This window comes from Mycolicibacterium litorale, from assembly GCF_010731695.1.
Taxonomy (GTDB): domain Bacteria; phylum Actinomycetota; class Actinomycetes; order Mycobacteriales; family Mycobacteriaceae; genus Mycobacterium; species Mycobacterium litorale.
Genome location: NZ_AP022586.1, coordinates 4883347 through 4907755, shown reverse-complemented (window position 1 = coordinate 4907755; position 24409 = coordinate 4883347). Strand labels below are relative to the sequence as shown.

24 protein-coding genes are annotated in these 24409 nt (G+C 68.2%); 14 read left to right on the top strand and 10 right to left on the bottom strand.

Features of this window, described 5'->3' with window-relative positions; translation table 11 throughout:
* Positions 1–41: 41 nt before the first annotated feature.
* Genes G6N30_RS23470 through G6N30_RS23460 form a run of 3 tightly spaced genes read right to left on the bottom strand, consistent with a single transcriptional unit; the run spans position 42 to position 2570 of the window.
* Positions 42–1598, bottom strand: a complete 1557-nt coding sequence (locus tag G6N30_RS23470; protein ID WP_134056980.1) for a catalase — start codon at positions 1596–1598, stop codon at positions 42–44.
* Positions 1595–2077 carry a Fur family transcriptional regulator gene (locus G6N30_RS23465; RefSeq protein WP_134056982.1) on the bottom strand — a complete coding sequence of 161 codons (483 nt, stop codon included), beginning with the start codon at positions 2075–2077 and terminating at the stop codon, positions 1595–1597. Before G6N30_RS23465 ends, G6N30_RS23470 begins: the two co-directional genes overlap by 4 nt.
* A 58-nt stretch (positions 2078–2135) precedes the next feature.
* A complete protein-coding gene (locus G6N30_RS23460; protein ID WP_276026810.1) occupies positions 2136–2570 on the bottom strand; it encodes a hypothetical protein in 435 nt (144 codons plus the stop codon).
* Between the two features lie 221 nt (positions 2571–2791).
* Here G6N30_RS23460 and G6N30_RS23455 point away from each other — a divergent pair, with 221 nt between their 5' ends.
* A complete protein-coding gene (locus tag G6N30_RS23455) occupies positions 2792–3196 on the top strand; it encodes a hypothetical protein (protein ID WP_134056986.1) in 405 nt (134 codons plus the stop codon).
* Between the two features lie 45 nt (positions 3197–3241).
* On the opposite strand, the gene G6N30_RS23450 is transcribed toward G6N30_RS23455, so the two are convergent.
* The 3 genes from G6N30_RS23450 to G6N30_RS23440 are packed head-to-tail and all read right to left on the bottom strand — an operon-like array spanning position 3242 to position 6685.
* On the bottom strand, positions 3242–4345 hold the full coding sequence (locus G6N30_RS23450; RefSeq protein WP_134056987.1) for a DUF4185 domain-containing protein: 1104 nt from the start codon (positions 4343–4345) through the stop codon (positions 3242–3244).
* A gap of 22 nt (positions 4346–4367) precedes the next feature.
* Positions 4368–5414, bottom strand: coding sequence for an aspartate-semialdehyde dehydrogenase (locus G6N30_RS23445; protein ID WP_134056989.1), 1047 nt, complete (start codon positions 5412–5414; stop codon positions 4368–4370).
* Positions 5415–5419: 5 nt separating this feature from the next.
* Entirely contained in the window at positions 5420–6685 is a 1266-nt protein-coding gene (locus tag G6N30_RS23440; RefSeq protein ID WP_134057560.1) for an aspartate kinase, read from the bottom strand.
* Positions 6686–6768: 83 nt separating this feature from the next.
* On the opposite strand from G6N30_RS23440, the gene G6N30_RS23435 reads away from it, so the two are divergent.
* The 12 genes from G6N30_RS23435 (at position 6769) to leuA (ending at position 21186) form a co-directional block, all read left to right on the top strand.
* Positions 6769–7368 (top strand): nitroreductase family protein, encoded by a 600-nt coding sequence (locus G6N30_RS23435; RefSeq protein ID WP_134056990.1) that lies wholly within the window; start codon positions 6769–6771, stop codon positions 7366–7368.
* Positions 7369–7506: 138 nt separating this feature from the next.
* Complete coding sequence (gene pdxR / locus G6N30_RS23430) at positions 7507–8850, top strand: MocR-like pyridoxine biosynthesis transcription factor PdxR (protein ID WP_234880230.1); 1344 nt, start codon at positions 7507–7509, stop codon at positions 8848–8850.
* A 185-nt stretch (positions 8851–9035) separates the two neighbouring features.
* On the top strand, positions 9036–10229 hold the full coding sequence (locus G6N30_RS23425; protein ID WP_234880231.1) for a multidrug effflux MFS transporter: 1194 nt from the start codon (positions 9036–9038) through the stop codon (positions 10227–10229).
* 81 nt (positions 10230–10310) lie between these two features.
* Positions 10311–11543, top strand: coding sequence for a glycosyltransferase (locus tag G6N30_RS23420; RefSeq protein ID WP_134056996.1), 1233 nt, complete (start codon positions 10311–10313; stop codon positions 11541–11543).
* A 102-nt stretch (positions 11544–11645) separates the two neighbouring features.
* A complete protein-coding gene (locus tag G6N30_RS23415; RefSeq protein WP_134056999.1) occupies positions 11646–12899 on the top strand; it encodes an ammonium transporter in 1254 nt (417 codons plus the stop codon).
* 112 nt (positions 12900–13011) lie between these two features.
* Positions 13012–14322 carry a type III glutamate--ammonia ligase gene (gene glnT, locus G6N30_RS23410; RefSeq protein ID WP_134057001.1) on the top strand — a complete coding sequence of 437 codons (1311 nt, stop codon included), beginning with the start codon at positions 13012–13014 and terminating at the stop codon, positions 14320–14322.
* Positions 14323–14365: 43 nt separating this feature from the next.
* Positions 14366–15262: a class II glutamine amidotransferase domain-containing protein gene (locus tag G6N30_RS23405; protein WP_134057004.1), complete on the top strand. Its 897-nt coding sequence runs from the start codon at positions 14366–14368 to the stop codon at positions 15260–15262.
* Positions 15259–15945, top strand: a complete 687-nt coding sequence (locus G6N30_RS23400) for a protein glxC (protein ID WP_407664763.1) — start codon at positions 15259–15261, stop codon at positions 15943–15945. The genes G6N30_RS23405 and G6N30_RS23400 overlap by 4 nt, the downstream gene beginning before the upstream one ends.
* A complete protein-coding gene (locus G6N30_RS23395) occupies positions 15945–17261 on the top strand; it encodes an FMN-binding glutamate synthase family protein (RefSeq protein WP_134057007.1) in 1317 nt (438 codons plus the stop codon). The genes G6N30_RS23400 and G6N30_RS23395 overlap by 1 nt, the downstream gene beginning before the upstream one ends.
* Complete coding sequence (locus tag G6N30_RS23390) at positions 17261–18448, top strand: NAD(P)/FAD-dependent oxidoreductase (RefSeq protein ID WP_134057009.1); 1188 nt, start codon at positions 17261–17263, stop codon at positions 18446–18448. Before G6N30_RS23395 ends, G6N30_RS23390 begins: the two co-directional genes overlap by 1 nt.
* Positions 18449–18495: 47 nt before the next feature.
* Positions 18496–19143 (top strand): type II toxin-antitoxin system RelB family anti-toxin, encoded by a 648-nt coding sequence (locus G6N30_RS23385; RefSeq protein WP_134057011.1) that lies wholly within the window; start codon positions 18496–18498, stop codon positions 19141–19143.
* Positions 19144–19380: 237 nt separating this feature from the next.
* Positions 19381–21186: a 2-isopropylmalate synthase gene (gene leuA / locus G6N30_RS23380; protein WP_134057013.1), complete on the top strand. Its 1806-nt coding sequence runs from the start codon at positions 19381–19383 to the stop codon at positions 21184–21186.
* Here the strand turns inward: leuA and G6N30_RS23375 are convergent.
* Genes G6N30_RS23375 through G6N30_RS23365 form a run of 4 tightly spaced genes read right to left on the bottom strand, consistent with a single transcriptional unit; the run spans position 21183 to position 22825 of the window.
* A complete protein-coding gene (locus tag G6N30_RS23375; RefSeq protein ID WP_197906160.1) occupies positions 21183–21554 on the bottom strand; it encodes a GatB/YqeY domain-containing protein in 372 nt (123 codons plus the stop codon). The genes leuA and G6N30_RS23375 overlap by 4 nt on opposite strands.
* Positions 21551–21811: an alpha/beta fold hydrolase gene (locus tag G6N30_RS27040; protein ID WP_197906159.1), complete on the bottom strand. Its 261-nt coding sequence runs from the start codon at positions 21809–21811 to the stop codon at positions 21551–21553. The genes G6N30_RS23375 and G6N30_RS27040 overlap by 4 nt, the downstream gene beginning before the upstream one ends.
* 25 nt (positions 21812–21836) lie before the next feature.
* Positions 21837–22403, bottom strand: coding sequence for an alpha/beta fold hydrolase (locus tag G6N30_RS23370; RefSeq protein ID WP_197906158.1), 567 nt, complete (start codon positions 22401–22403; stop codon positions 21837–21839).
* Entirely contained in the window at positions 22400–22825 is a 426-nt protein-coding gene (locus G6N30_RS23365; protein ID WP_134057017.1) for a helix-turn-helix domain-containing protein, read from the bottom strand. The genes G6N30_RS23370 and G6N30_RS23365 overlap by 4 nt, the downstream gene beginning before the upstream one ends.
* A 195-nt stretch (positions 22826–23020) precedes the next feature.
* Between G6N30_RS23365 and G6N30_RS23360 the strand changes: the two genes are divergently transcribed.
* Positions 23021–24319 carry an NtaA/DmoA family FMN-dependent monooxygenase gene (locus tag G6N30_RS23360; RefSeq protein ID WP_134057019.1) on the top strand — a complete coding sequence of 433 codons (1299 nt, stop codon included), beginning with the start codon at positions 23021–23023 and terminating at the stop codon, positions 24317–24319.
* The last annotated feature ends 90 nt before the right edge of the window (positions 24320–24409 follow it).

Below are 24409 nucleotides of genomic sequence, written 5' to 3'. Positions count from 1 at the left end.
ACCCGAGAGGGGTGTGCAACAACCGTGCACTCGGCGATGAGTTACGCCTGCGCGCCGACCTTCACCTTCGGTGCGGCGCTGTCGCCGGCGACGGCGCTCTGGCCTTCCTGCGCCGGCTGGTGCGCGGCGCCGTCGGCCTCCGCGAGGTTGGCCTTGACGCCCGCCTCCACCTTCGCGCCGAGGTCGGCGTCGACGTTGCGCCAGTACTGGTACACCCGCTCGAGCACCTCGGGCGTGACGCCGTTCGACGCGTGCCCGATGATGTTGTGCGCCAGCCGCTCCCGCTCCTCGGCGGTCATCACCTCACGCACCAGCGTGCCGGCCTGCGCGAAGTCGTCGTCCTCCGCGTGCCGGATGTAGCCGGCACGCACGGCGGTGCCGTCGAAGCCCCACTGGCCGCCGTCACCGGCGCGTTCGGGGTCGGCGTGCGGACCGCCGTAGGAGTTCGGTGCGTACACCGGAACCTCAGGGGCGTTGAAGGTGTGCCGCATGGCGCCCTCCTTGGAGTAGGAGTTCACCTCCGCGGCGCGGGCCCGGTTCGGGGGCAGCTCGGCGTAGTTGGTCCCGACGCGGTAGCGCTGGGCGTCGGCGTAGGAGAACACCCGGCCCAGCAGCATCTTGTCCGGTGAGAACCCGATGCCCGGAACGATGTTCGACGGCGCGAACGCGGCCTGCTCGATCTCGACGAAGTAGTTCTGCGGGTTGCGGTTGAGCGTCCAGGTGCCGACCTCGATGAGCGGATAGTCCTTCTTCGACCACACCTTGGTCAGGTCGAACGGGTTGAACCGGTAGGACTCCGCCTCGTCCACGGGCATGATCTGGACCTTCAGCGTCCAGCTCGGGTACTCGCCGCGCTCGATGGCGTTCCACAGGTCGGCGCGGTGGTAATCGGGATCGGTGCCCGCCAGCCGGTCGGCCTCCTCCTGGGTCAGGTAGTCGATGCCCTGGTCGGTCTTGAAGTGGTACTTCACCCAGAACCGCTCGCCGGCGGCGTTCACCCACTGGTAGGTGTGGCTGCCGTAGCCGTTCATGTGGCGGTAGGTCTTCGGGATGCCGCGGTCACCCATCAGCCAGGTCACCTGGTGAGCGGTCTCCGGGCGCAGGGTCCAGAAGTCCCACTGCATGTTGTGGTCGCGAAGTCCGTTGCCGGGCAGGCGCTTCTGGCTGCGGATGAAGTCCGGGAACTTGATCGCGTCCCGGATGAAGAAGACAGGCGTGTTGTTGCCGACGATGTCGTAGTTGCCGTCTTCGGTGTAGAACTTGACCGCGAAACCGCGCGGGTCGCGCCAGGTGTCGGGGCTGCCCTGCTCACCGGCGACGGTGGAGAAGCGCACGAGTGATTCGGTGCGCACGCCGGGCTGGAAGAGCTTGGCCTTGGTGTAGTCGGCGATCTCGGGGTTGGTGATCACGAGTTCGCCGTAGGCGCCCGCGCCCTTGGCGTGCACGATGCGCTCGGGGACGCGTTCGCGGTTGAACTGGGCGAGTTTCTCGATCAGGTACCAGTCGTGGAGCAGGACCGGCCCCTGTGCGCCTGCGGTCAGCGACTCGTCGTCACTTTCGACGGGCACACCGGTGTTGCTGGTGGTGGGTTTGGTCATTCGGCGGACTCCTCATCCTGATGAGTGATGTGATGGAATGAAACCTGTTGCTGCGCTCGGCAATCCGCGCAGGTGCCCCAGAACACGACCTCGGCTTCGTCGACGGTGAAGCCGTCTTCCACGCCGGCGGGGTGCAGGCATGGCGCGGCGCCGACGACGCAGTCGACGTCCGCCACCCGGCCGCAGCCTCGACACACCAGGTGGTGGTGGTTGTCACCGATGCGCGTCTCGTAACGCGCCGACGAACCCGCGGGCTCGATCCGCCGGACCAGGCCTGCCGACACACACGCCCGTAGGACGTCGTAGATCGCCTGGGTGGACACCGAGCCGAGCGCCTCGCGCACGTGGCCGGCGACGTCGTCGGCCGTCGAGTGCGGGGCGTCCGCGAGCGCGGTCAGCACCGCGAGTCGAGGTGCGGTGACCCGAAGCCCCGCGGCCCGCAACCGGGCCGCGAGGTCGGATTCACGCAAAGGGGTCATGCCATCGAGTATGCGCCTTTTCTGGACTGAGTCAAGATTAAGTCTGGAATGATTCCAATCACGGTCGCGCGGGCGCAGTGGTCGAGGGGCTCCCCGGCTGGCTCTGCTCGGGTCCCTGCACACCGGGCTGACCAGGGCCGAAGGGCATCCCCGGGCGCTCGAACTGGCCGCGCGGGATCATCGGCAACATGCCGGCCGGTGGGCCGTCGCGGTGGAAGATCATCTGGCCGTGCCCGGGGCCGCCGTCGCGGTGATGACCGCCCCCGCCGGAGCTCTTGCCCAGCACGAAGCCGGAGAAGAAGACGACGGCGACGATGAACACGACACCCGCCACGACGCCGACCCAGGCGGCGATGGTGGTGACGCGATTCGGCCGGCGTCGCTCCTCCCGCGTGTCGACGTAAGCGGGCTGCTGCGGCGGTGCCGTGGTGGTGTGGACGGGTTCGGTCGCGGGATCAGGGGACGACGCGGAGGTCGACGGGGTTTCGGTCATGCGCCCGATGATGCGAGCGTTGCTGATGTAGCGGTCCTGTATGCGCTATGAATTCGCTGTGAAGCCGGCGCTCGGCACGGTTGCGTAGCGTGGTTTCTTACCATCGCAAGAGCGCTGCGACGAAGAGTGGTGAACCCCGTTGTCCGGTCCTGGAGCGCGCCATACGCTTTTCTTCGGTGCCGCCTCACGGCGCCTTTCGATGAACTGCAGGGAAGACGATCATGTCGAAAAAACTCCTGACTTCCGTTGTGGCAGCCCTGTCCCTCTCCGTCCCCTTCGCCGGAATTGCAGCAGCGGACCCCACCACCGACAACCCGGGGCTTCCGGGCAACATCGACGGCATCAGTCCGGGCTCACTGGTCCGCGAATTGGCGCAGGTCCCAGGCCAATCCACGCCTGAAACCGTCTACGAGGTGACCGGAGGGCGCGTGCGGGCCCCTGGCCAGGACGTCAAGCGCGTCGCGCCGAGCATCCCCGGGAATCTCGACGGCACCGCTCCAGGCTCCACGGTCAGGGAACTGGCGCAAACACCGAACGAATCGACACCTGAATCCGTGGACAACGCGACGGAGGGCCGATACCGGACTCCGGGCGCGGCCATCAGCAATATCGCGCACGACAAGTAGGCGACGGCGCCAGGAGCCCCGCGGTCCGGAGATCCCGTCCGCCGGCTACCGCTTGAACGGGTTGACCGCGAACTGGATCACCCGGTAGGGCGCATTGTCGCCCAGCGGTGTGGTGTTCCACTGGCTGACGAACACCCGCACCTCGTCGAGCGTGGAACCCGGCGAGATGTAGCCGCCGTACGGCTGGGCCAGCCGGTTGATTTCCGGCGGGGGCAGATACTCCGCCTGCTCCGGCCAGTCGGCGGCCACGACCACCGTCGTCACCGGGGCCGCGCCCAGCCCGATCGGGCTGTCGGCCACCCGCATCTCCATGTTGCCGGTGCCGGCGTTGAAGTACGACAGCACGGTCTTGCCCTCGATCTGCCGCACGCTCATCTCGCCGACGCGGTCCGGCCACAGCGGTGTCGGCGCGCCACCCCAGCCCTGCTCGGCCGACCAGCCCTGCCACGCGTCGCGGTCGGTGAACGCCTGTGGCGTCACGCGATACAGCACGACCGGCGCGCTGCGGTCGAAGTTGTTGGCCACGATGTACACCCACCCACTGGGCGAGTCCGCGGTCGGTATGGGGTCGTAGTAGCCGCTGATCTGCGACTGCGACCCGCCGGCGTGGTCGACGTCCCGCTCCGAACCCGCCACGGTGCGCCACTGCCCCTGTCCTGCTTCAGCTTTCACCAGCCGAGACGACTGCGGCCGAAGATCGCGGGTCGTGGTGACCAGCATGTAGTTCTCGCGGTTGATCTGCACCACCCCGGCGGGCAGTTGCGAGGACCCGGCCGGCGTGGGGTCGGCCAGCAGCGGAGTGTTCACGCCGGTGACGCCGTCGTAGCGCACCCCGCCCGGGTCGAGGATCGACTCCGTCTCCACGTGCAGCGCGATCGGCGAGTACCAGCCCCCGAAGCCCACGCCCTGCCCGGCGAAACTGTCCCCGCACACCTGCAGGATCCCGCTCGGGAACTCCATGAACTCACACAGGTCGGTCGCGCCGATGCCGTAATCACGGGTGGGCGTACCGGTTCCGGCCGTGGGTCCGATCCGCACCACCTGTCCCGGCGCAAGCGGCGGCAACACGGGTCCCGGTGCGGGCGCTGGTGGCTGCGCCTGGGCGGCGGGCACCGACAACGCGGCAGCGACGACCGCGACGGCGGTCAAACGGCCCCCGTACACCCGCCTGTCAGAGCTGGGCGGCCAGCAACTCGGCGATCTGAATCGTGTTCAGCGCGGCGCCTTTTCGCAGGTTGTCCCCCGAGATGAACAGCGCCAGCCCGCGGCCGTCCGGGGCGCCGGGATCCTGGCGGATGCGCCCCACCAGCGATTCGTCGACACCCGCGGCGGCCAGCGGCGTCGGGACGTCGACCAGCTTCACGCCCGGCGCATCCGCCAGCAGTTCCTGCGCGCGCTGCACCGAAAGCGGCTGCGCGAACTCGACATTGAGCGACAGCGAATGCCCGGTGTACACCGGCACCCGCACACACGTCCCGCTCACAAGCAGATCGGGGATGCCGAGGATCTTGCGGCTTTCGTTGCGCAGCTTCTGATCCTCGTCGGTCTCCCCGGAGCCGTCGTCGACCAGCGCGCCGGCCAGCGGCACCACGTTGAACGCGATCGGCGCGACGTACTTGTTAGGCGCGGGGAAGGCCAGAGCGCCGCCGTCGTGCACCAGGTCACGGCTGCCGGAGACGACGGCGCTGGCCTGACCGAACAGCTCCTCGACTCCGGCGACACCACTGCCCGATACCGCCTGATAGGTCGACGCGATCATCCGCACCAGACCGGCCTCGTCGTGCAGCGGCTTGAGCACCGGCATCGCGGCCATGGTCGTGCAGTTCGGGTTGGCGATGATGCCCCGGGGAAGGGACCGAGCACGGTTGGCGACATCCCTCTCGAAGTTGACCTCGCTGACGACCAGCGGCACGTCAGGGTCCTTGCGCCATGCCGACGAGTTGTCGACGACCACTGCCCCGGCTCCGGCGAATCGCGGCGCCTGCACCCGCGACATCGTCGCGCCCGCGGAGAACAGCGCGATGTCGATCCCGCTCGGGTCCGCGGTCTCGGCGTTCTCGACTTCGATCTCCTGGCCGCGGAACGGCAGTTTCTTGCCCTCCGACCGGGGCGAGGCGAAGAACCGCACGCTGGTCGCCGGGAAATCGCGTTCCTCGAGCAGGGTGCGCATCACCTGGCCGACCTGGCCGGTCGCGCCGACCACACCGATACTGACCATCTGAACTACCGCCCCGTTCCCGCGTAGACGACCGCCTCTTCGTCACCGCCGAGGCCGAACGCCTCGTGCAACGCGGCCACGGCCTTGTCCAATTCCGTGTCCTTGACCAGCACCGAGATCCGGATTTCCGAGGTGGAGATCAGGTCGATGTTCACGCCGACCTCGGCGAGCGCCTCGCAGAATGTCGCGGTGACGCCCGGATGGCTGCGCATACCGGCGCCGATCAGCGACACCTTGCCGATGTGGTCGTCGTAGAGGACGCGGGTGAACCCGATCTCGTCCTGCAGCGAGGTGAGCTTCTCGACCGCACCCGGGGCGTTGTCGCGCGCACAGGTGAACGTGATGTCGGTCTTGCCGTCCTCGATCTTGCTGATGTTCTGCAGCACCATGTCGATGTTCACGTCGGCGTCGGCGACGGCGCGGAACACCTTGGCGGCGTAACCGGGAACGTCGGGCAGGCCCACAACGGTGACCTTGGACTCACTGCGGTCGTGAGCAACTCCGGTCAGGATGGCGTCTTCCATGGCGATGTCCTCGATCGATCCTTTGACGATGGTGCCGGGTTTGTCCGAGTACGACGAGCGCACATGGATGGGCAGGTCGTAGCGGCGCGCGTACTCCACACAGCGCAGCATCAGCACCTTGGCGCCGCACGCCGCCATCTCGAGCATCTCCTCGAAACTGACGGTGTCGAGCTTGTGGGCGTTGGGCACGATGCGGGGGTCGGCGGTGTAGACGCCGTCGACGTCGGTGTAGATCTCGCACACGTCGGCGTTCAGGGCGGCGGCCACGGCGACGGCGGTGGTGTCGGACCCGCCGCGGCCCAGCGTGGTGACGTCCTTGGTGTCCTGACTCACACCCTGAAACCCGGCGACCAGCACGATCTGGCCCTCGTCGAGCGCGGAACGCAGCCGCGTCGGGGTGACGTCGATGATCTTGGCGTTGCCGTGGGTGCCGGTCGTGACGACGCCGGCCTGCGATCCGGTGAACGAGCGGGCCTGGGCGCCGAGCGACTCGATGGCCATCGCCACCAGCGCGTTGGAGATGCGCTCACCGGCGGTGAGCAGCATGTCGAGTTCACGCGCGGGCGGCGCCGGGCACACCTGCTTGGCCAGGTCGAGCAGGTCGTCGGTGGTGTCACCCATCGCCGAGACGACGACCACGACGTCGTTGCCGGCCTTCTTGGTCTCGACGATGCGTTCGGCGACGCGACGGATGCGCTCGGCGTCCGACACCGAGGAGCCACCGTATTTCTGGACGACGAGCGCCACTGTCAAGCCTTTCACGCGGGAAAAAGTCCCACCAAGGATAAGGGCTGCGCGCACCTGCTTTTCTCCGCCGGTAGCTTCGGGTGGTGCCCAACCCGCCCGCCGATCGGGACGCCGACACCCGCGTGCCGATCCATGCCCACCTCGCCGCCCGCTGGAGCCCGCGCGCGTTCGATCCGGCGGCGGTCCTCGACGACGACGCGCTGACAGCGCTGCTGGAGGCGGCGCGGTGGGCCGCGACGTGGGGTGGCCGCCAGCCGGTGCGGTTCCTCGTCGGGCGTCGTGGCGATTCGACGTTCGGGGCGCTGGCCGAGGTCCTGCGCCGCGGCAACAGCTACGCGCGGGCGGCGAGCGCGCTGATCCTGGTGTGCGCGGACGAGGGTGAGGACGAGCGCACCGCGCGCTACGCGGCGCTCGATGCCGGCGCCGCGATCGCCAACCTCAGCGTCGAGGCGGTGTCCCGCGGGCTCATCACCCATCCGATGGCCGGGTTCTACGTCGACGCCGCCCGGGAGGCGTTCGCGATCCCCGGGGGCGTGCTGCCTCTGGCCGTGGTGGCGGTCGGGAGACTCGGCGACTACGCGACGGCCGACGACGCGATCGCCGAACGCGACTCCCAGCCGCGTGTGCGACTGCCGCTCGAGCAGGTCGCGTTCACCGAGACGTGGGGTCACCCCGCGTTCTGAGTCTTCCCGTCTTCAACAAGAGGCAATAGGGCGGGCCATCGGAGCGTTCACTCGAACATCGCCTTTGGAATCACCTTCGGAAGAGATGCCTCCTTGGACCTTCACCTCGATCGTTCCGGCGGCAGCGTTCGAGACAGTGTGACCGACGCCGTTCGCGACGCGATCCGCTCCGGGCGACTCGCGCCGGGCACACGACTGCCGTCGAGCCGCGCGCTGGCCGGCGATCTCGGTGTCGCGAGGAACACCGTGGCGCGCGCCTACGCCGAGCTCATCGCCGAGGGCTGGTTGACGTCTCAGCACGGCTCGAGCACGTGCGTTTCGCGCCGGGCGACAGAGATCGTCCGGTCTGTCGCGACGCCTCCGCCGCGACGGCCACCGGCGCGCCGGCTGGACCACGACTTGCGGCCGGGGCGGCCGGACCTTTCGGCGTTCCCACGGGCGGAGTGGAGTCGAGCGGTCAAGCGCGCATTGGACGCCGCACCGGTCGAGGCGTTCGGCTACGCCGACCCGTATGGCCGGCCGGAGTTACGCCGCGCCCTTTCCCAGTACCTCGCTCGCACTCGTGGAGTCCGCACCCGACCGTGCAACATCGTCGTGTGTTCCGGGGCGGCCGAAGGGCTGGGTCTCATCGCCGGCGCGTTGGCGGGCGAGGGCATCGTCGCCGTGGCGGTCGAGGAGTTCGGGCTGCCGACGCAATGGGCCTCGCTCGATCGAGCGGGAATCCGGTGCCCGCCGCTGGCAGTCGACTCTGACGGTGCCGACGTCACGGCACTCGACGACATGCCGGAGGTTGGCGGTGTGCTGCTCACCGCGTCGCACCAGTTCCCGCTGGGTGTGACCCTGCATCCGCAGCGCCGAGCAGCGGTGGTCGATTGGGCGCGACGCACCGGCGGAGTGATCATCGACGATGACTACGACGGAGAGTTCCGCTACGACCGTGAACCTGTCGGTGCGCTGCAGGGTGTCGACCCCGAACATGTCATCTACATGGGAACAGTCAGCAAGTCGCTGGCGCCGGGGCTTCGGCTCGGCTGGCTGGCGTTGCCGGAGCGACTTGTCGACGCGGTCGCCCGGCAGAAGGGGGAAATCGAGGGGACTTCCGGCTTCGTCGACCAGTTGACGATGGCCGAATTCATCGTGTCCGGTTCCTACGACAGACACATCCGGAGGATGCGCGCCGAATACAGCCGTCGCCGTGAGCAACTCGTTGCGGCAGTCGCCCGCTCGTCACGGCAGAGCACGGTGGCGGGAACGCCTGCAGGACTGCACGTGATGCTCGAGCTCGCTCGTGGCGGCGAGAGCGATCTGGTGCGCCAACTGGCGTGGCGGCGGCTCGGCGTGGAGGGGCTTGGTGGGTTCCGTCATCCCGAAACCGTCAGTGCACGCGATGGATTGGTGATCGGGTTCGCATCGCCTGCTCCAAGTGCGTGGTCGGCTGCCCTGGACGCCCTGATCCAGCTGCTGCCTGACGCGGCGAGCTGAACTGGCCCCTCATCACCGCTGCGAAGTGGCCCACGATCGGTGCAGGACCGCACCTACCGTTGAAGGCATGTTGATCTCGAACGGGAAAGTTTTCGAGGACAGTCGTCCGGTGGGATATGGCTTTTCGTGCGCCTGACGGATTCATCCGAGTGGCTTGCGAACCACCGGGGGGCACGCCGCTCGTCGTGATCGCCACTTTGGCGGCACTCACCGCCGTGGCGCCTTTCTCGATCGACATGTACTTGTCCGCCTTCCCTGCCATGGCGCGCGACTTGCACACGTCACCGTCGTCGATTCAATTGACGATGACGGCATTCCTGATCGGTTTGGCCAGTGGACAACTCGTGATCGGGCCGCTCTCCGATCGCTGTGGCCGTCGCCCGCCGTTGATCGCCGGTTCCGCGATCTGCCTCGGGGTCAGCACGTTGTGCAGCGTCGCCCCGATCGTCGAGATCCTGATCGGCCTGCGGTTCGTTCAGGGGTTCGCCAGTGCGGCGGGTGTCGTCATCGCCCGAGCGATCATCGCGGACCGCTCTCACGGACGCGTTGCGCTGAAGGTCTTCTCGAACATGACCCTGATGACGGTGCTCGCGCCGATCGCGGCCCCGATTCTGGGCGGGGCCGTCGTCACCGCCTTCGGATGGCGTGCCGTGTTCGCCGTGCTGGCCGTCTTGAACCTGTCGACGCTTCTCGGCGTCGTCCTCTTCGTCGGGGAGTCACTGCCTCGGGCGCTTCGGCGCCCCGATGGACTGAAGGCGCTGGCCGCCGGCAGCTACCTCGTCCTGATCAACCGCCGCTATCTCGGTTACACGGCCGCTTCCGCGTTCATCTCGGCCGCCATGTTCGGCTTTGTGTCGGCATCGCCCTTCGTCCTGCAGGACATCGTGGGGCTGTCGACTGCGGCGTATTCCTCCGCGTTCGCCGCGTGTTCGCTTGCGGTCGCCCTGGGCAGCGTCGTCGCACGCGGCACCGTCAGTACCGTCGCACCGCGCCGGGTGATGGAGGGCGGGGTCACCGCGCTGGTGGTGATCACTGCCCTGATCCTGTGCACGGTCACGATCGGCGGGGTGCACCCCGTGTCGACGATCGCGCTCATGGGTTGTTTCATGGCAGGTGTCGGCTTCCTGTACGGCCATTCGGCCATGCTCGCGACGACCCAGGTCCGCCACGCCGCAGGTACCGGGTCGGCGATCTTCGGATTCGCGCAGTACACGGCCGGCGCAGTCGCCTCACCGTTGGTCGGCCTGGCTGGTCACAGCAGCGCGTCACCGATGGGGCTGGTGATGTTCGGTGCGACGTCGGCGGCAGCAGTCGCGCTGTTCATCACTCGCAGAAGTGATGGCGGCGACGGGTACCGACGAAAGCCGCTGCGCAACTGACTGTCTCGGCATCGCACAGTGCCGTGCCGTGTCCGGATTCGCTCGACCTCCACATCCCCGACCACCGAGAAAGGTTCCGTCATGGCCAAGATCCTCGCCTACCAAACTCCCGCGATGGGCCACTTCTTCCCGATCAGCGTGCTTCTGACGGAGTTGCGCGACCGGGGGCATGACATCGCGCTGCACACCCTCGGTGCCGGTGTGGATGCCGGCCTCGACATGGGTTTCGCGACCAAGCCGGTGGATCCGCGCATCGAGACCATCCCCCTCGATGACGCGGGCGCTGTGACCCCGGAGGAGGCGCTGTCCCGGGTGCGAGAGACGTTCGCGCAGCGGGCCGAATATGAAGTTCCCGAGCTGACCGGTGCCATCGCCGACTCCCGGCCGGACCTTTTGATCATCGACCCGAATTGCTGGGGCGCATCTGCGGTGGCCGAAGCCAGTGGCTTGCCGTGGGTGTCGTTCTGGGCCTTCCTGCCATACCTGCGGTCGCGAGGAGTCCCGCCGTGGGGGCCGGGACTCCGGCCATGGCCCGGCCCGGTGGGCCGGCTTCGGGACGCACTGCTTCGAAAGAAGTTCAACGCACTGGATTCGTGGGTCGACTCGCACAACATCATCCGGGCCCAGCTCGGCCTTCCGCCGATCAAGTCGTCCGACGACTACGCGCGTCGGGCGCCGTTGATTCTCGTGGCCACCGCCCCACCGTTCGAATATCCACGTCCGGATTGGGACGACTCCATTCAGTTCATCGGCGCCTGCTCCTTCGACCCGGCACCTTCGACCGTGCCCGAATGGCTGGTGGGCATCGAGCGGCCGATTGTTCTGGCGTCGACGTCCTCGGAGAACCAAGGCGACTTCGAGTTGGCACGAGTAGCGCTCGAGGCACTTGCAGAGGAGCCTGTACACGTGGTGGCCACATTCCCCGCCGGCGTGCCGCGTGACATCGCGGCACCGGCCAACGCCACGGTGTGCGCGTTCGTGCCGCACAGCCTGGTGCTCGACCGTGCAGCCTGCGCGATCACCCACGGCGGGATGGGCGTCACGCAGAAGGCCTTGGCACGGGGCGTACCGGTGTGCGTGGTGCCCTACGGCCGCGATCAGTTCGAGGTGGCCCGGCGCGTGGAGGTGGCGAAATGCGGCACTCGGCTGCTGCCCAAGCATCTGACCGCCGCCCGGCTGCGCGACGCGGTTCTCAAGGCCATGGCGATGAGTGCGGGCGCGCGCCGTGTCGCCGCCGGCTACGCCGCCACCGGTGGCGCAGCCCGCGGCGCCGACCTGATCGAACGGCGGCTGCTGACATGGGACCACATTTAACGGCGATGCAACACGAATGACCCTGTCTCTGTAACAGAAACATCAGTTACTGCCAGTGATCGGCCGCCGTGGGCCGCTTATCCCTTGCAGAAGAGGTTTCACATGGATACAGGAACCACAGCCTTCATGCTGTGTTGCATCATCGGCCTCACGCTGATGATTCCGGGTCTCGCGCTGTTCTACGGCGGCATGGTCTCCGTCAAGAGTTCGACGAACATGATGATGATGACGTTCGGCGCCGTCGCCTCCGTCGGACTGCTGTGGGTGCTGTTCGGCTTCTCGATGGTCTTCGGCACCTCCTACGGCGGTTTCGTCGGCAGCCTGACGGAGTTCGCCGGGATGAAGGATCTCCTCGAGCCGATGACGACCGTCGACGGGCTCCCGATCAGCCTGTTCGCGGTCTTCCAGGCGCTGTTCGCCGCGATCACGGTGGCGCTGATCTCCGGTGCGGTCGCCGACCGGATGAAGTTCGGCGCCTGGATGGGCTTCGCCACCCTGTGGGCGGTGCTGGTGTACTTCCCCGTCGCGCACTGGGTGTTCGCGTTCGACGGTGTGGTGACCGAGAACTCGGTCGGCGGCTGGATTGCCAACACGCTCGGCGCCGTCGACTTCGCCGGTGGCACCGCGGTGCACATCAACGCCGGCGCCGCCGCACTCGCCGTCGCGATCGTGCTCGGTAAGTCGGCGATGTTCGGGCAGTTGCGCAAACCGCACAACGTGCCGCTGACGCTGCTGGGCGCGGGCCTGCTGTGGGCCGGGTGGTATGCGTTCAACGGCGGCTCCGCACTGGCCGCAGGCAACTCCGCGGCCATCGTCATGGTCACCACGTTCGTCGCGACTTGCGCCGCGGTGCTGGCGTGGCTCGCCGTGGAGAAGATCAAGGACGGTCACGTCACCGGTGTCGGCGCGGCATCGGGCGCCATCACCGGCCTGGTCGCGATCACCCCCGCCTGCGGTGCGGTCACCCCGGTCGGCGCGATCTTCGTCGGCGGTATCGCCGGTGCGGTCTGCGTGTACGCGGTCGGCCTGAAAACCCGCTTCGGCTATGACGATTCGCTCGACGTGGTCGGCGTGCACCTCGTCGGCGGCGTGATCGGCACCCTGCTTATCGGCTTCTTCGCCAGCGAGGGCATGCCCAACGGCGTCAACGGGCTGCTCTACGGCGGCGGCATCGACCAGCTGTGGAAGCAGGCGGTCGCGGCCGGTGCGGTGATGCTCTACTCGTTCGCGGTGGCCTACCTCATCGCGTTCGCATTGAAGAAGACCGTCGGCATCCGCGTCTCCCCCGACGAGGAGGAGCAGGGTATCGACGCCAAGTTCCACCGCGAATCCTCATACGACTGGCAACCCGTCTAGTCAGACGCTGCGGCCGGCGAGGGGTGTGCAGCCTCGCGCCGGCCGCATTCGCATATCCATCGAGTTTCCCAGTGTGATACATTGATTCATATCAAGAGACAGGGTTCCTGTTATGTCCACCGATCTCGCCACGCTCGCCGAGAAGACCGGCACCAAGTTCATCCTGGCGCTGTTCGTCGATCTGCGCGGAAAGCCCTGCGCCAAGCTGGTTCCCGTCGAAGCGGTCGAACAACTCGCCACCGAGGGCGTGGGCTTCGCCGGATACGCGGTGGGCGCCATGGGCCAGGAGCCCAAAGACCCCGACCTGATGGCGATCCCCGATCCGGCGTCGTTCACCGCGATCCCCTTCGTCAAGGACGGCCTGGCGATCGTGCACTGCGATCCCCACGTCGAGGGCAAACCGTGGCCGTACGCGCCGCGCGTCATCCTCAAGACCCTCATCGAGCAGGCCGCCGACGCCGGTTTCGAGCCGTGGGTGGGCGCGGAGGTCGAGTACTTCCTGCTCACCCGCAACGCCGACGGCAGCCTGTCCACGGCCGACACCGCCGACACCGCCGCCCAGCCCTGCTACGACGCACGCGGGGTGACGCGCATGTACGACCACCTCACCGCGATCTCCACCGCGATGAACCAGCTGGGCTGGGCGAACTACGCCAACGACCACGAGGACGGCAACGGCCAGTTCGAGCAGAACTTCCAGTTCGCCGACGCGCTCACCACCGCCGACCGGGTCATCACGCTGCGCTACCTGCTGTCGATGATCGCGGCCGAGCGCGGAATGGTGGCCACCTTCATGCCCAAACCGTTCGGCGACCGCACCGGCAGCGGGCTGCACCTTCACCTGTCGCTCACCAGTGCCGGCACGCCGGTGTTCCCCTGCGACGCCGACGAACGCGGTTTGGGCCTGTCGGACGCCGCGTACTCGTTCATCGGCGGGATCCTCGACCATGCCTGCGCACTGCAGTCGGTGATCGCGCCGACGGTCAACTCCTACAAGCGAACCGGCGCGGTCAGCACCGCGTCGGGCGCATCGTGGGCGCCACGCAGCGCCACCTACGGCGGCAACGACCGCACCCACTACATCCGCGTCCCCGATTCACAGCGCATCGAACTGCGTGGCGGGGACGGCTCGGCCAACCCCTACCTCGCGGTCGCCGCCGCCCTGGGCGCCGGCCTCGACGGCATCAAGCGCTCGGCCGACCCGGGTGCGGTCGGCGCGGTGGTCGAGAGCCGTTCGACGCTGCCGCCCACCCTGCTCCACGCGGTGGACCGGCTCGAGGCCGACCCCGTCGTCTCAGGTGTCCTCGACGCCGCGGGCGACGGCGTCGCGCGGTACTTCGCCGACCTCAAACGGCAGGAGTTCTTCGACTACCACGGGACGGTCAGCCCGTGGGAGGTCGATCAGTACCTGACCGCGTTCTAGATCGTCCCGATCCACTGCAGAGAACACAGAAAGCGAGCGACTGATGTGCGGGATCGTCGGATTGCACCTGCGCAACCCCGAACTCCATCCCCGGCTGGGCGAGCTGCTCACCGGCATGCTGTGCGAGATGTCCGACCGCGGTAGCGATTCGGCGGGCGTCGCGGTGTACGGCGACCCGACGTGGACGCCGGCCGGCCACGGGTGTGTCTCACTGCTGGAGATCGGGGCGTCGCCCGAATCGGTCAGCGATGCGGTGGGATCGGCGCTGGGCGTCGCGGTGTCGGTGACCGTGCTCGACGCCACCTACCTGGTGACCGCGCAGGCCGAGTCCGAGGCCGTGCTGGCCGCGGCCCGCGCGGCGTTCCCCGAGGCGCTCGTCGCCGGTTTCGGTGACGATCTCGCCGTGCTCAAGGGTGTGGGCGATCCGCGCCGGCTGGCCGATTCGTGGGGTCTGGCGACAGCACAGGGCTGGCAGGGCGTCGGCCACACCCGGATGGCCACCGAATCGGCGGTGACGCCCTCGGGTGCGCACCCGTACGCGGTCGGACCCGATCAGTGCCTGGTGCACAACGGGTCCTTCGCCAACCACGCCACCATCCGGCGTGAACTGCGCGCCGCGGGTGTCGAATTCGACAGCGAGAACGACACGGAGGTCGGGGCGCGGTTCGTCGCCACCCAGTTGGCCGCCGGTCGCGACGTCGAGACCGCGCTCAAGGAACTGTGCGCCACGTTCGACGGCTTCTACACGCTGCTCGTGTCCAACCGCGACTCGTTCGCGGTCGTGCGTGACGCGATCGCCTGCAAACCCGCGGTGATCGCCGAGACGTCCGACTGGGTCGCGATGGCGAGCGAATACCGCGCGCTGTCAAGCCTTCCCGGCGTCGAGAACGCCGCGATCTGGGAGCCCGAGCCCGAGGTGGTGTACGCATGGAAGAGATGACAGCCGCGCTGACATTCGACCTCCACACGACCAAGCTGCGCGACGTCAATGCCGCGCTGCACGCCGGTGACATCGCCGGGGACGTCGTGATCCGGCATCCCGACGGTGCGCACAACGTCGCCGTCGGGCTCAACGCCCCCGTCCGTGTGACGGTCGAGGGTCACGTCGGCTACTACGCGGCCGGAATGAACCAGCAGGCCGAGGTGGTCATCGACGGCAACGCCGGCACCGGTGTGGCCGAGAACATGATGAGCGGAACCGTGTGGGTCAAGGGCAACGCGTCGCAGTCCGCGGGCGCCACCGGCCACGGCGGGCTGCTGGTGATCGAGGGCAATGCCGCTGCCCGGTGCGGTATCTCGATGAAGGGTGTCGACATCGTCGTCGGCGGCGACATCGGCCACATGAGCGCGTTCATGGCCCAGGCCGGCCGGCTCGTGGTGCGCGGGGACGCCGGTGAGGCGCTCGGCGACTCGATCTACGAGGCGCGCCTCTACGTTCGCGGCTCGGTTGCCTCGCTCGGCGCGGACTGCGTGGCCAAGGAGATGCGCGCCGAACACCACGAGGAACTCGGGCGGCTGCTCAAGGCCGCCGGTTTCGAGGACGATGACACCGCGGCGTACACCCGCTACGGCTCCGCCCGCGAGCTCTACCACTTCCACGTCGACAACACAGGGAGTTACTGATGAGCACCTGGGGCCTGCGCGAATCCGCGACCTTCGACCGTGCCACCATCGCGGGCATCCAGCGGGCGGCCGAGACCGGTATCTACGACATCCGCGGCTGGGGCGCCAAGCGTGCGCTGCCGCACTTCGACGATCTGCTGTTCCTCGGCGCATCGATGTCGCGCTACCCGCTGGAGGGCTATCGCGAGAAGTGCGCGACCGACGTCGTGCTGGGTGACCGCCACGCGAAATACCCACTGCACCTCGATATCCCGGTCACCATCGCGGGGATGTCGTTCGGTGCGCTGTCCGGTCAGGCCAAGGAGGCGCTGGGCCGCGGCGCCAGCGAGGTCGGCACCTCGACCACCACCGGCGACGGTGGCATGACGCCGGAGGAGCGCGGGCAGAGCAAGCACCTGGTGTACCAGTACCTGCCGTCGCGCTACGGCATGAACCCTGACGACCTGCGCAAGGCCGATGCGATCGAGGTGGTGCTCGGACAGGGCGCCAAACCGGGTGGCGGCGGAATGTTGCTGGGCCAGAAGATCTCCGAGCGGGTCGCGTCGATGCGCACGCTGCCGCAGGGCATCGACCAGCGCTCGGCGTGCCGGCACCCGGACTGGACGGGACCGGACGATCTCACCATCAAGATCAACGAACTGCGTGAGCTCACCGACTGGGAGAAGCCGATCTACGTCAAGGTCGGCGCCACCCGCACCTACTACGACGTCAAACTCGCGGTGCACGCCGGCGCCGACGTCGTGGTCGTCGATGGGATGCAGGGCGGCACCGCCGCCACCCAGGAGGTGTTCATCGAACACGTCGGCGTCCCGACGCTGGCGGCGATTCCGCAGGCCGTGCAGGCGTTGCAGGAACTGGGGGTGCACCGCAAGGGTGTGCAGCTCATCGTGTCGGGCGGCATCCGCACCGGCGCCGACGTCGCCAAGGCACTCGCGCTGGGCGCCGACGCGGTCGCGATCGGCACCGCCGCGCTGATCGCCCTTGGTGACAACCATCCGCGCCACGCCGCCGAGTACGAGAAGATCGGCAGCGCCGCAGGGTGTTACGACGACTTCCAGGACGGCCGCGATCCGGCCGGCATCACCACGCAGGACCCGGAACTGGCCGCCCGCCTCGATCCGGTGGAGGCGGGCAGGCGACTGGCCAACTACCTGCGGGTGCTGACGATGGAGGCGCAGACCATCGCCCGCGCGTGCGGTAAGGCCCATGTCTGCCACCTCGAACCCGAGGATCTGGTGGCCGTCACGATCGAGGCCGCGGCGATGGCCCGCATCCCGCTGGCCGGCACGAACTGGATTCCCGGAGCGGGGTTCTGATGAGCGAGACAGCCGACGTCGTCATCGTCGGCGGCGGCCTGGAAGGCGCCGCGGCCGCCTGGGCGCTGGCCGATCGGGGCGTGACGAATGTGGTTGTCGCGGAACGGCACACCGTCGGCTCCGGGATGACCGGCAAGTCGAGCGGCATCGTGCGCTGCCACTACGGGGTCACCTCGCTGGCCGCGATGGCCGCGGCCGGACTCGAGGTCTTCGAGAAAGCCGAGGAGATCTTCGGCACCGATATCGGCTTCCGCCAGACGGGTTACGTCGTCGGGGTGGGCGCACAGAACGCCGCGGCGATGCGCTGCAGCCTCGCCGCGCAGCGCGCGGTCGGGGTGCAGACCGAGGAGATCGACGCCGGCGAGGTCGCGAAGATGTGGCCGTTCGCCGATCTGGAGCCGTTCGCCGCGTTCGGTTGGGAGCCGCGCGGTGGCTACGGCGACGCGTATCGAACCGCCCAGGCGTTCGCGGTCGCCGCGCGCGCCGCGGGGGTGCGTGTGCGGCAGGGCACGGCGGTGCAGAGCCTGCTCACCGACGGCGACCGCGTCACCGGGGTGGGGCTCGCCGACGGCGGCGAGATCTCCGCCGAGACCGTCGTCGTCGCCACCGGCGCCTGGACCCGGCCGCTGCTCGCCCAGCACGGCATCGACGTGCCCATCCGCGTGGTGCGCGAACAGATCGTGCTGATCGACCCGGGCGTGGATCTCGGCCCGGTGCCGGTGTTCTCCGATCTGGTGTCGCTGCAGTACATCCGTCCCGAGCCCGACGGCACCGTGCTGTTCGGCAACAGCGATCTGGCCGACCACGAGGACACCGACCCGGACGACTACCTCAACCGCGCCACCGACGACTTCGTCGACGTCACCGTCGACAAGGTCGGCACCCGGTTCCCCGGCTTCCCCGACGCCTCGATCACCAGCAGCTACGCCGGCTGCTACGACGTCACCGCCGACTGGAACCCGGTGATCTCCCGCACCGACCTCGACGGGCTCGTCATCGCCGCGGGCTTCAGTGGCCACGGGTTCAAGATCGCTCCCGCGGTCGGCCGGTTGGTGGCGGACCTCATCGTCGACGGACACAGCGGCGACCCTCGCATCCCCGAGACCGACTTCCGGTTGTCCCGGTTCGCCGAGGGCGATCTGCTCAAGACGCCATACCCGTACGTCGGCGCCGGGGAGATGCGCTGACACGCTGCGTTTCCCTCAGGGAGACGACGTCTTAGTAGAGTGGTCAGGTGTCCGACGTCCCGCTTCTCCGCAACCAGTCGGGCACCGCGCGCGAGCGCGACCCGCACGAACCCGTCGAGGACACCGAGTTCGAGGCGGCCATCGGACGCAATGTGCGCCAGCTGCGCCAGCAGCAGGGTCTGACCGTCGCCGAGATGGCGTCCCGGGTTGGCATCTCCAAGGCCATGATGAGCAAAATCGAGAACGCCCAGACGTCGTGCAGCCTGTCGACGCTGGCGCTGCTGGCCAAGGGGTTCGACGTGCCGGTCACCAGCCTGTTTCGCGGAGCGGACGTCGAGCGGCCTGCGGCGTTCGTCAAGGCCGGGACCGGCGCGCGGATCGTCCGCAACGGCACCAAGGAAGGTCACGACTACCAGCTGCTCGGGTCGCTGCGCGGTGAGCACAAGCGCCTGGAGTGTCTGGAGGTGACGCTCTCGGAGAAGAGCCGGACCTACCCGCTCTTCCAGCATCCGGGCACCGAGTTCATCTACATGCTCGAAGGCGTCATGGACTACAGCCACAGCCGGTCGGTGTACCGGCTGCACCCCGGCGACTCGCTGCAGATCGACGGTGAAGGCGCCCACGGACCCGTCGACCTGGTGGAACTGCCGATCCGGTTCCTGTCTGTCATCGCGTTCCCCGACTCCCACGTCTGACCGCCGAGACTGCGGTGAGATCGCCGAATCGCCGCCGATCGTGATCTCCCAGCAGTCTCGGCGAACCGGGGCCATTTGGGCGGCGCCGCCACCAGGCGCTACAGTGGGCTTCACCATGTTTGTGCAGCGGGCGCTCCTTCTCGGCCGCCGCGGCGGGGTCTGACCAGACCGGCTTCCCGTCGCGGGTTTTCGCGATGCGCCGGTCGAGTCCCTCGTCACACTCCCGGAGCCATCGATATGAACACGCCGAATTCGTCAGACGCCTACTCGTCCGCCCGCACCATCACCACCCCGTCCGGTCCGCCGCATCCCGGTCAGCCGGCGTGGAACACCCAGCGCGCCTCCGCCATGCCGGTCAGCCGCTACCGCAGCTTCGCCGAAGAGGTCGAGCCGATCACGCTGCCCGACCGCACCTGGCCCGACAAGGTCGTCGCCACCGCGCCGATGTGGTGCGCGGTCGACCTGCGTGACGGCAACCAGGCGCTGATCGACCCGATGAGCCCGCAGCGCAAACGCCGCATGTTCGACCTGCTGGTCCGCATGGGCTACAAGGAGATCGAGGTCGGCTTCCCGTCGGCCAGCCAGACCGACTTCGATTTCGTCCGCGAGATCATCGAACAGGGCGCGATCCCCGACGACGTCACCATCCAGGTGCTGACGCAGTGCCGCCCCGAGCTGATCACCCGCACCTTCGAGGCCTGCCAGGGCGCGCCGCGCGCGATCGTGCACTTCTACAACTCGACGTCGATTCTGCAGCGCCGCGTGGTGTTCCGCGCCGACCGCGAGGCCGTCAAGAAGATCGCCACCGACGGCGCCCGGCTGTGTGTCGAAGAAGCCGCCAAGTACCCCGACACCCAGTGGCGGTTCGAGTACTCCCCCGAGTCCTACACGGGCACCGAGCTGGAGTACGCCGTCGACGTGTGCAACGCGGTCGCCGACATCGTCAAGCCCACCCCCGAGGTGCCGCTGATCGTGAACCTGCCCGCCACCGTCGAGATGGCCACCCCCAACGTCTACGCCGATTCCATCGAGTGGATGAACCGGCACCTGAGCCCACGGGACAGCATCATCCTGAGCCTGCACCCGCACAACGACCGCGGAACCGCCGTCGCCGCAGCCGAATTGGGCTACCAGGCCGGGGCCGACCGCATCGAGGGCTGCCTGTTCGGCAACGGTGAGCGCACCGGCAACGTGTGCCTGGTGACGCTGGGTCTGAACCTGTTCAGCCGCGGCGTCGACCCGCAGATCGACTTCTCCAACATCGACGAGATCCGCCGCACCGTGGAGTACTGCAACCAGCTGCCTGTGCACGAGCGTCACCCGTACGGCGGTGATCTGGTCTACACCGCGTTCTCCGGCAGCCACCAGGACGCGATCAACAAGGGCCTGGACGCAATGAAAGTGGCTGCAGACGAAGCGGATTCGGACGTCGACGACATCCTGTGGCAGGTCCCGTATCTGCCGATCGACCCCAAGGACGTCGGCCGCACCTACGAGGCCGTCATCCGGGTGAACTCGCAGTCGGGCAAGGGCGGCGTCGCCTACATCATGAAGGCCGACCACGGTCTGGTGCTGCCGCGCCGCCTGCAGATCGAGTTCAGCCAGGCGATTCAGAAGATCACCGACGGCGAGGGCGGCGAGGTGTCGCCCAAGGAGATGTGGGATGTCTTCGCCGAGGAGTACCTGTCCCCGATCCGGCCGCTGGAGCGGATGCGCCAGCGGGTAGACGCCGCGGAGATCGACGGCGGCACCGACACGATCACCGCGGTGGTGAAGGTCGACGGCGTCGAACGCGAGATCGTCGGCGCGGGCAACGGCCCGCTCGCGGCGTTCGTCGACGCGCTGGGCGCGATCGGCTTCGACATCAGCGTGCTGGACTACTCCGAACATGCGCTGTCCGCCGGCGAGGAGGCGCAGGCCGCGGCCTACGTCGAGGCTTCCGTCGGCGGGAAGACGGTGTGGGGTGTGGGTATCGCGACGTCGATCACGACGGCCTCGCTGCGCGCGGTGGTGTCGGCGGTCAACCGAGCCGCCCGCAACTAGCTGTAGGCCCGCAGGACGTCGGCCGCGCGTCGTAGACGCTCGGCCGCGTCCTCCTGCCGCATCGAACCGTACTGCTTCGCCTGCGTCTCGTACTCGGCGACGAGGTCGTCGACGATCGCGCGGACGTCCTCGGCGGTGAGCAGGCGGCGGGGCACCTCGGTCGATCCGACTCCCGGCGAGGACTGGGCGATGACACCGCCCGCGGACCGCGGCGACCCCGTGCCCGGCCGGGCAGCCTCGGCGTTGTCGATCGCGGCGATCAGGGTGCGCAGCGCCGAGACCGCCTCGCGCCGGCGCTCTTTCATCGCGGCCCGGAGATCGTGGCGCAGTCGTTCACGGAAGGCCACGGGCTCGTCTGCCGGTGTCACGATGTCGCGCCGTAACCGAGGAAGGCGTGCAGATCGCCGCCGTCGTCGAGCAGACCGTGACCCGCTCCGGCACGCAGGTCCACCGATGCGGCGGGGAGCAGCCGGGTCACCCGGGCGGCGGTGTCGTGTGAATCGAGCATGCGGTCGCAGGCACCCAGCACCACGAGAAGCGGGGCGGTGATGGCGCTCAGTTCGTCGTCGGAGAAGACGGGCAGCGTGTCGCGGCGCGGCCGGTAATTGCGGTGGATCAGCACCATGTAGTCGAGGACAGGGCCGGGGATCTCACCTGGTCCGAGCGCGATCTGCAGCGCCCGCCGGATCCCGCGGTCTCCGAACGGCGTGAGCGCCAGCGCTGCGAGGACTGCGCCGTAGCGTTGCCGGCCGATGCCCCCCCGGGGCGCGCAGCGCTATTCGTTCGACGCGGCCGGGTCGGCGGATCGCGTAGTCGGTGGCCAGCCAGCCTCCCAACGAGACGCCGACGATGGCGGCGGACTCGATCGACAGCGCGTCGAATACGTCGTCGAGCCACCGCGCATGGGCATCGGAGGCGAGGCCGGGCCGAGACGGAGCACTCAGGCCGGGCTCACCGATGACGTCGACCAGGTAGAGCCGGTGGGTCGACGACCAGCGCGACGCATCGGACTGCCAGATCGCGCTGTTGCTCCCTGCACCGTGGAGCAGCACGACCGGTGGAGCGTCGATGGGGCCGCAATCCAGGACGAAGGTGCCGCCCTCCCGGGTGGCCACGGTGCGGTGCCGCAGCGGGATCGTCCAGCGCTGCAACTGCTCCCGATAGGCGCGCTGGACCGCGTCCCGGCCGGACGTCGAGCGGTAGATGTCGGCGGTCATGTCCGGTGCTGACGTGTCAGGGCGCCGATCAGACTCACTACGGCCGCCGTTGATTCGGTGTCACCGACGGCGAAGACCGTGAGCCTGCACGCCGATTCGTCATAGCTCGAGTGGAGATCGAGGTGCGTCGACGGGCTGGAACCACCGATGGCCGCAGCGCCGAGGTGTGTGACGATACGGTCCATCGTGAGCCGATCGACGTCGTCGATGTGCACGACGGTCGAGACGTGCGCATGGGGAGCGCGTGCCGGCTCGTCGGCTGTCTCCCCGGTGAACCCTCGCAGATCCCGTTCGGTGATGCGGTACTGCTTACCGATCCGCGTGGCTTTGAGGCGCCCGTCGCGGACATATCCACGCACGGTGCGCACGTGCAGTCCCAGGATGTCCGCCACCTGTTCGGCGGAGTACATGGTGCTGCTCATGGCTGTCAAACTACTCTATTACTCCCTATCACGCTAACGATAGGTCTTTTCAGGTAATTATAGGATCCTGTACCCGGCGGCCTGTGGCGACGCGGTCACCGCCGGGACCCGCGCAATATCGGCGGTACTGCGACGACACCGGCCGGTAACGCCTCACTGGTTGCCTGTTCTCACCAGACAGTGATGGGAGAACGAATGGCCGGCAAGTTCCACCTGGCGTGGTTCCTCAACTTCGTCGCCGACGAGTGGAACGGGCCCTGGGGCGACGGTGGCCGCGACTTCACCGGCGACTTCTACGTCGAGATGGCCCGCGACCTCGAACGCGCGAAGTTCGACTACGTGCTGATCGAGGACAAGCTCATGGTGTCGACGGCCTACGGCGGCACCATGGAGTACGACCTCAAGCACGGGGTGAACCCGAAACACGATCCGGTCCCGCTGGCGGTGTTGATGGCCAACGCCACCAGCCGGCTCGGCGTCGTGCCCACCATGTCGACGAGCTTCTACCCGCCGTTCCTGCTGGCCCGGCTGTGCAGCACGATCGACCACATCGCTCGCGGCCGGTTCGGCTGGAACGTCGTCACCTCGGGTGAGGACCGCTCCGCACAGAATTTCGGTCTCGACAAGCTCTACGAGCACGACGAACGGTACGCCCGCGCCACCGAGTACCTGGAACTGGTCACCAAGCTGTGGGAGTCGTGGGACCGCGACGCGATCGTGCGGGACCAGGAGACCGGGACCTACGCCGACCACACCCGGGTGCGCACCATCGACTTCGAGGGCAAGTACTACAAGTCGCGCGGTCCGCTGAACACCGCGCCGTCACCGCAGTACCGACCCACCATCGCCCAGGCCGGCGCCTCCCCACCGGGCCGCGAACTGGCCGCCCAGCACGCCGACACGATCGTCGCGCCCGCCGACGGCCCCGAGAAGATGAAGGCCTACCGCGACGACATCCACGCGCGCATGAAAGCCAACGGCCGAGATCCCGCGCACTGCAAGGTGTTCTACCTGGTGTCGCCGATCGTCGCCGACACCACCGAGGAGGCGCTGGCCAAACGTGAGCGATGGTTCACCGACCCGCTGTACATCGAATACATGCTGGCCGAGATCTCCTCGATCACCGAGATCGACTTCTCGCAGTTCGATCTCGACAAGCCACTGCCCGAGGTGTGGACCAACGGTGAGCGGGGATCGCTGGAGAGCTTCGTCGGCCGCGGCAAGGAGAAGACGCTGCGCGAACTGGTCACCGGCAGCGGGATGACCAGCCATGTCCAATTCACCGGCACCCCGGCCGATGTCGCGCAGGAAATGGCCGACGTGATGGACGAGGTCGGCGGTGACGGCTACCTGATCACCAGCCCCGTCATGCGTCTCAACCGCCGCTACGTCACCGAGATCACCGACGGTCTGGTGCCTGCGCTGCAGAAACTCGGCCGCACTCGCAGCGAGTACACCACCGAGATGCTGCGCGACCACCTGCGCGAGTTCTGAATGTCGCCGACCGGGCTCCGGCGCCACGTCTACGCAACTTCGTCACCACCGCGGCCACCGGCCCCGGGGCGGCTCAATACAGGTCAACCG

Bases quoted from the DNA above. Each gene is read 5' to 3' on its own strand.
- G6N30_RS23415 (WP_134056999.1), top strand. From the start codon at position 11,646: ATGGATACAGGAACCACAGCCTTCATGCTGTGTTGCATCATCGGCCTC.
- G6N30_RS23390 (WP_134057009.1), top strand. From the start codon at position 17,261: ATGAGCGAGACAGCCGACGTCGTCATCGTCGGCGGCGGCCTGGAAGGC.
- G6N30_RS23400 (WP_407664763.1), top strand. From the start codon at position 15,259: ATGACAGCCGCGCTGACATTCGACCTCCACACGACCAAGCTGCGCGAC.
- G6N30_RS23365 (WP_134057017.1), bottom strand. From the start codon at position 22,825: ATGAGCAGCACCATGTACTCCGCCGAACAGGTGGCGGACATCCTGGGA.
- G6N30_RS23370 (WP_197906158.1), bottom strand. From the start codon at position 22,403: ATGACCGCCGACATCTACCGCTCGACGTCCGGCCGGGACGCGGTCCAG.
- G6N30_RS23460 (WP_276026810.1), bottom strand. From the start codon at position 2,570: ATGACCGAAACCCCGTCGACCTCCGCGTCGTCCCCTGATCCCGCGACC.
- G6N30_RS23360 (WP_134057019.1), top strand. From the start codon at position 23,021: ATGGCCGGCAAGTTCCACCTGGCGTGGTTCCTCAACTTCGTCGCCGAC.
- glnT (WP_134057001.1), top strand. From the start codon at position 13,012: ATGTCCACCGATCTCGCCACGCTCGCCGAGAAGACCGGCACCAAGTTC.
- G6N30_RS23395 (WP_134057007.1), top strand. From the start codon at position 15,945: ATGAGCACCTGGGGCCTGCGCGAATCCGCGACCTTCGACCGTGCCACC.
- G6N30_RS23470 (WP_134056980.1), bottom strand. From the start codon at position 1,598: ATGACCAAACCCACCACCAGCAACACCGGTGTGCCCGTCGAAAGTGAC.
- G6N30_RS23405 (WP_134057004.1), top strand. From the start codon at position 14,366: ATGTGCGGGATCGTCGGATTGCACCTGCGCAACCCCGAACTCCATCCC.
- leuA (WP_134057013.1), top strand. From the start codon at position 19,381: ATGAACACGCCGAATTCGTCAGACGCCTACTCGTCCGCCCGCACCATC.
- G6N30_RS23465 (WP_134056982.1), bottom strand. From the start codon at position 2,077: ATGACCCCTTTGCGTGAATCCGACCTCGCGGCCCGGTTGCGGGCCGCG.
- G6N30_RS23420 (WP_134056996.1), top strand. From the start codon at position 10,311: ATGGCCAAGATCCTCGCCTACCAAACTCCCGCGATGGGCCACTTCTTC.
- G6N30_RS23455 (WP_134056986.1), top strand. From the start codon at position 2,792: ATGTCGAAAAAACTCCTGACTTCCGTTGTGGCAGCCCTGTCCCTCTCC.
- G6N30_RS27040 (WP_197906159.1), bottom strand. From the start codon at position 21,811: ATGGTGCTGATCCACCGCAATTACCGGCCGCGCCGCGACACGCTGCCC.
- G6N30_RS23445 (WP_134056989.1), bottom strand. From the start codon at position 5,414: ATGGTCAGTATCGGTGTGGTCGGCGCGACCGGCCAGGTCGGCCAGGTG.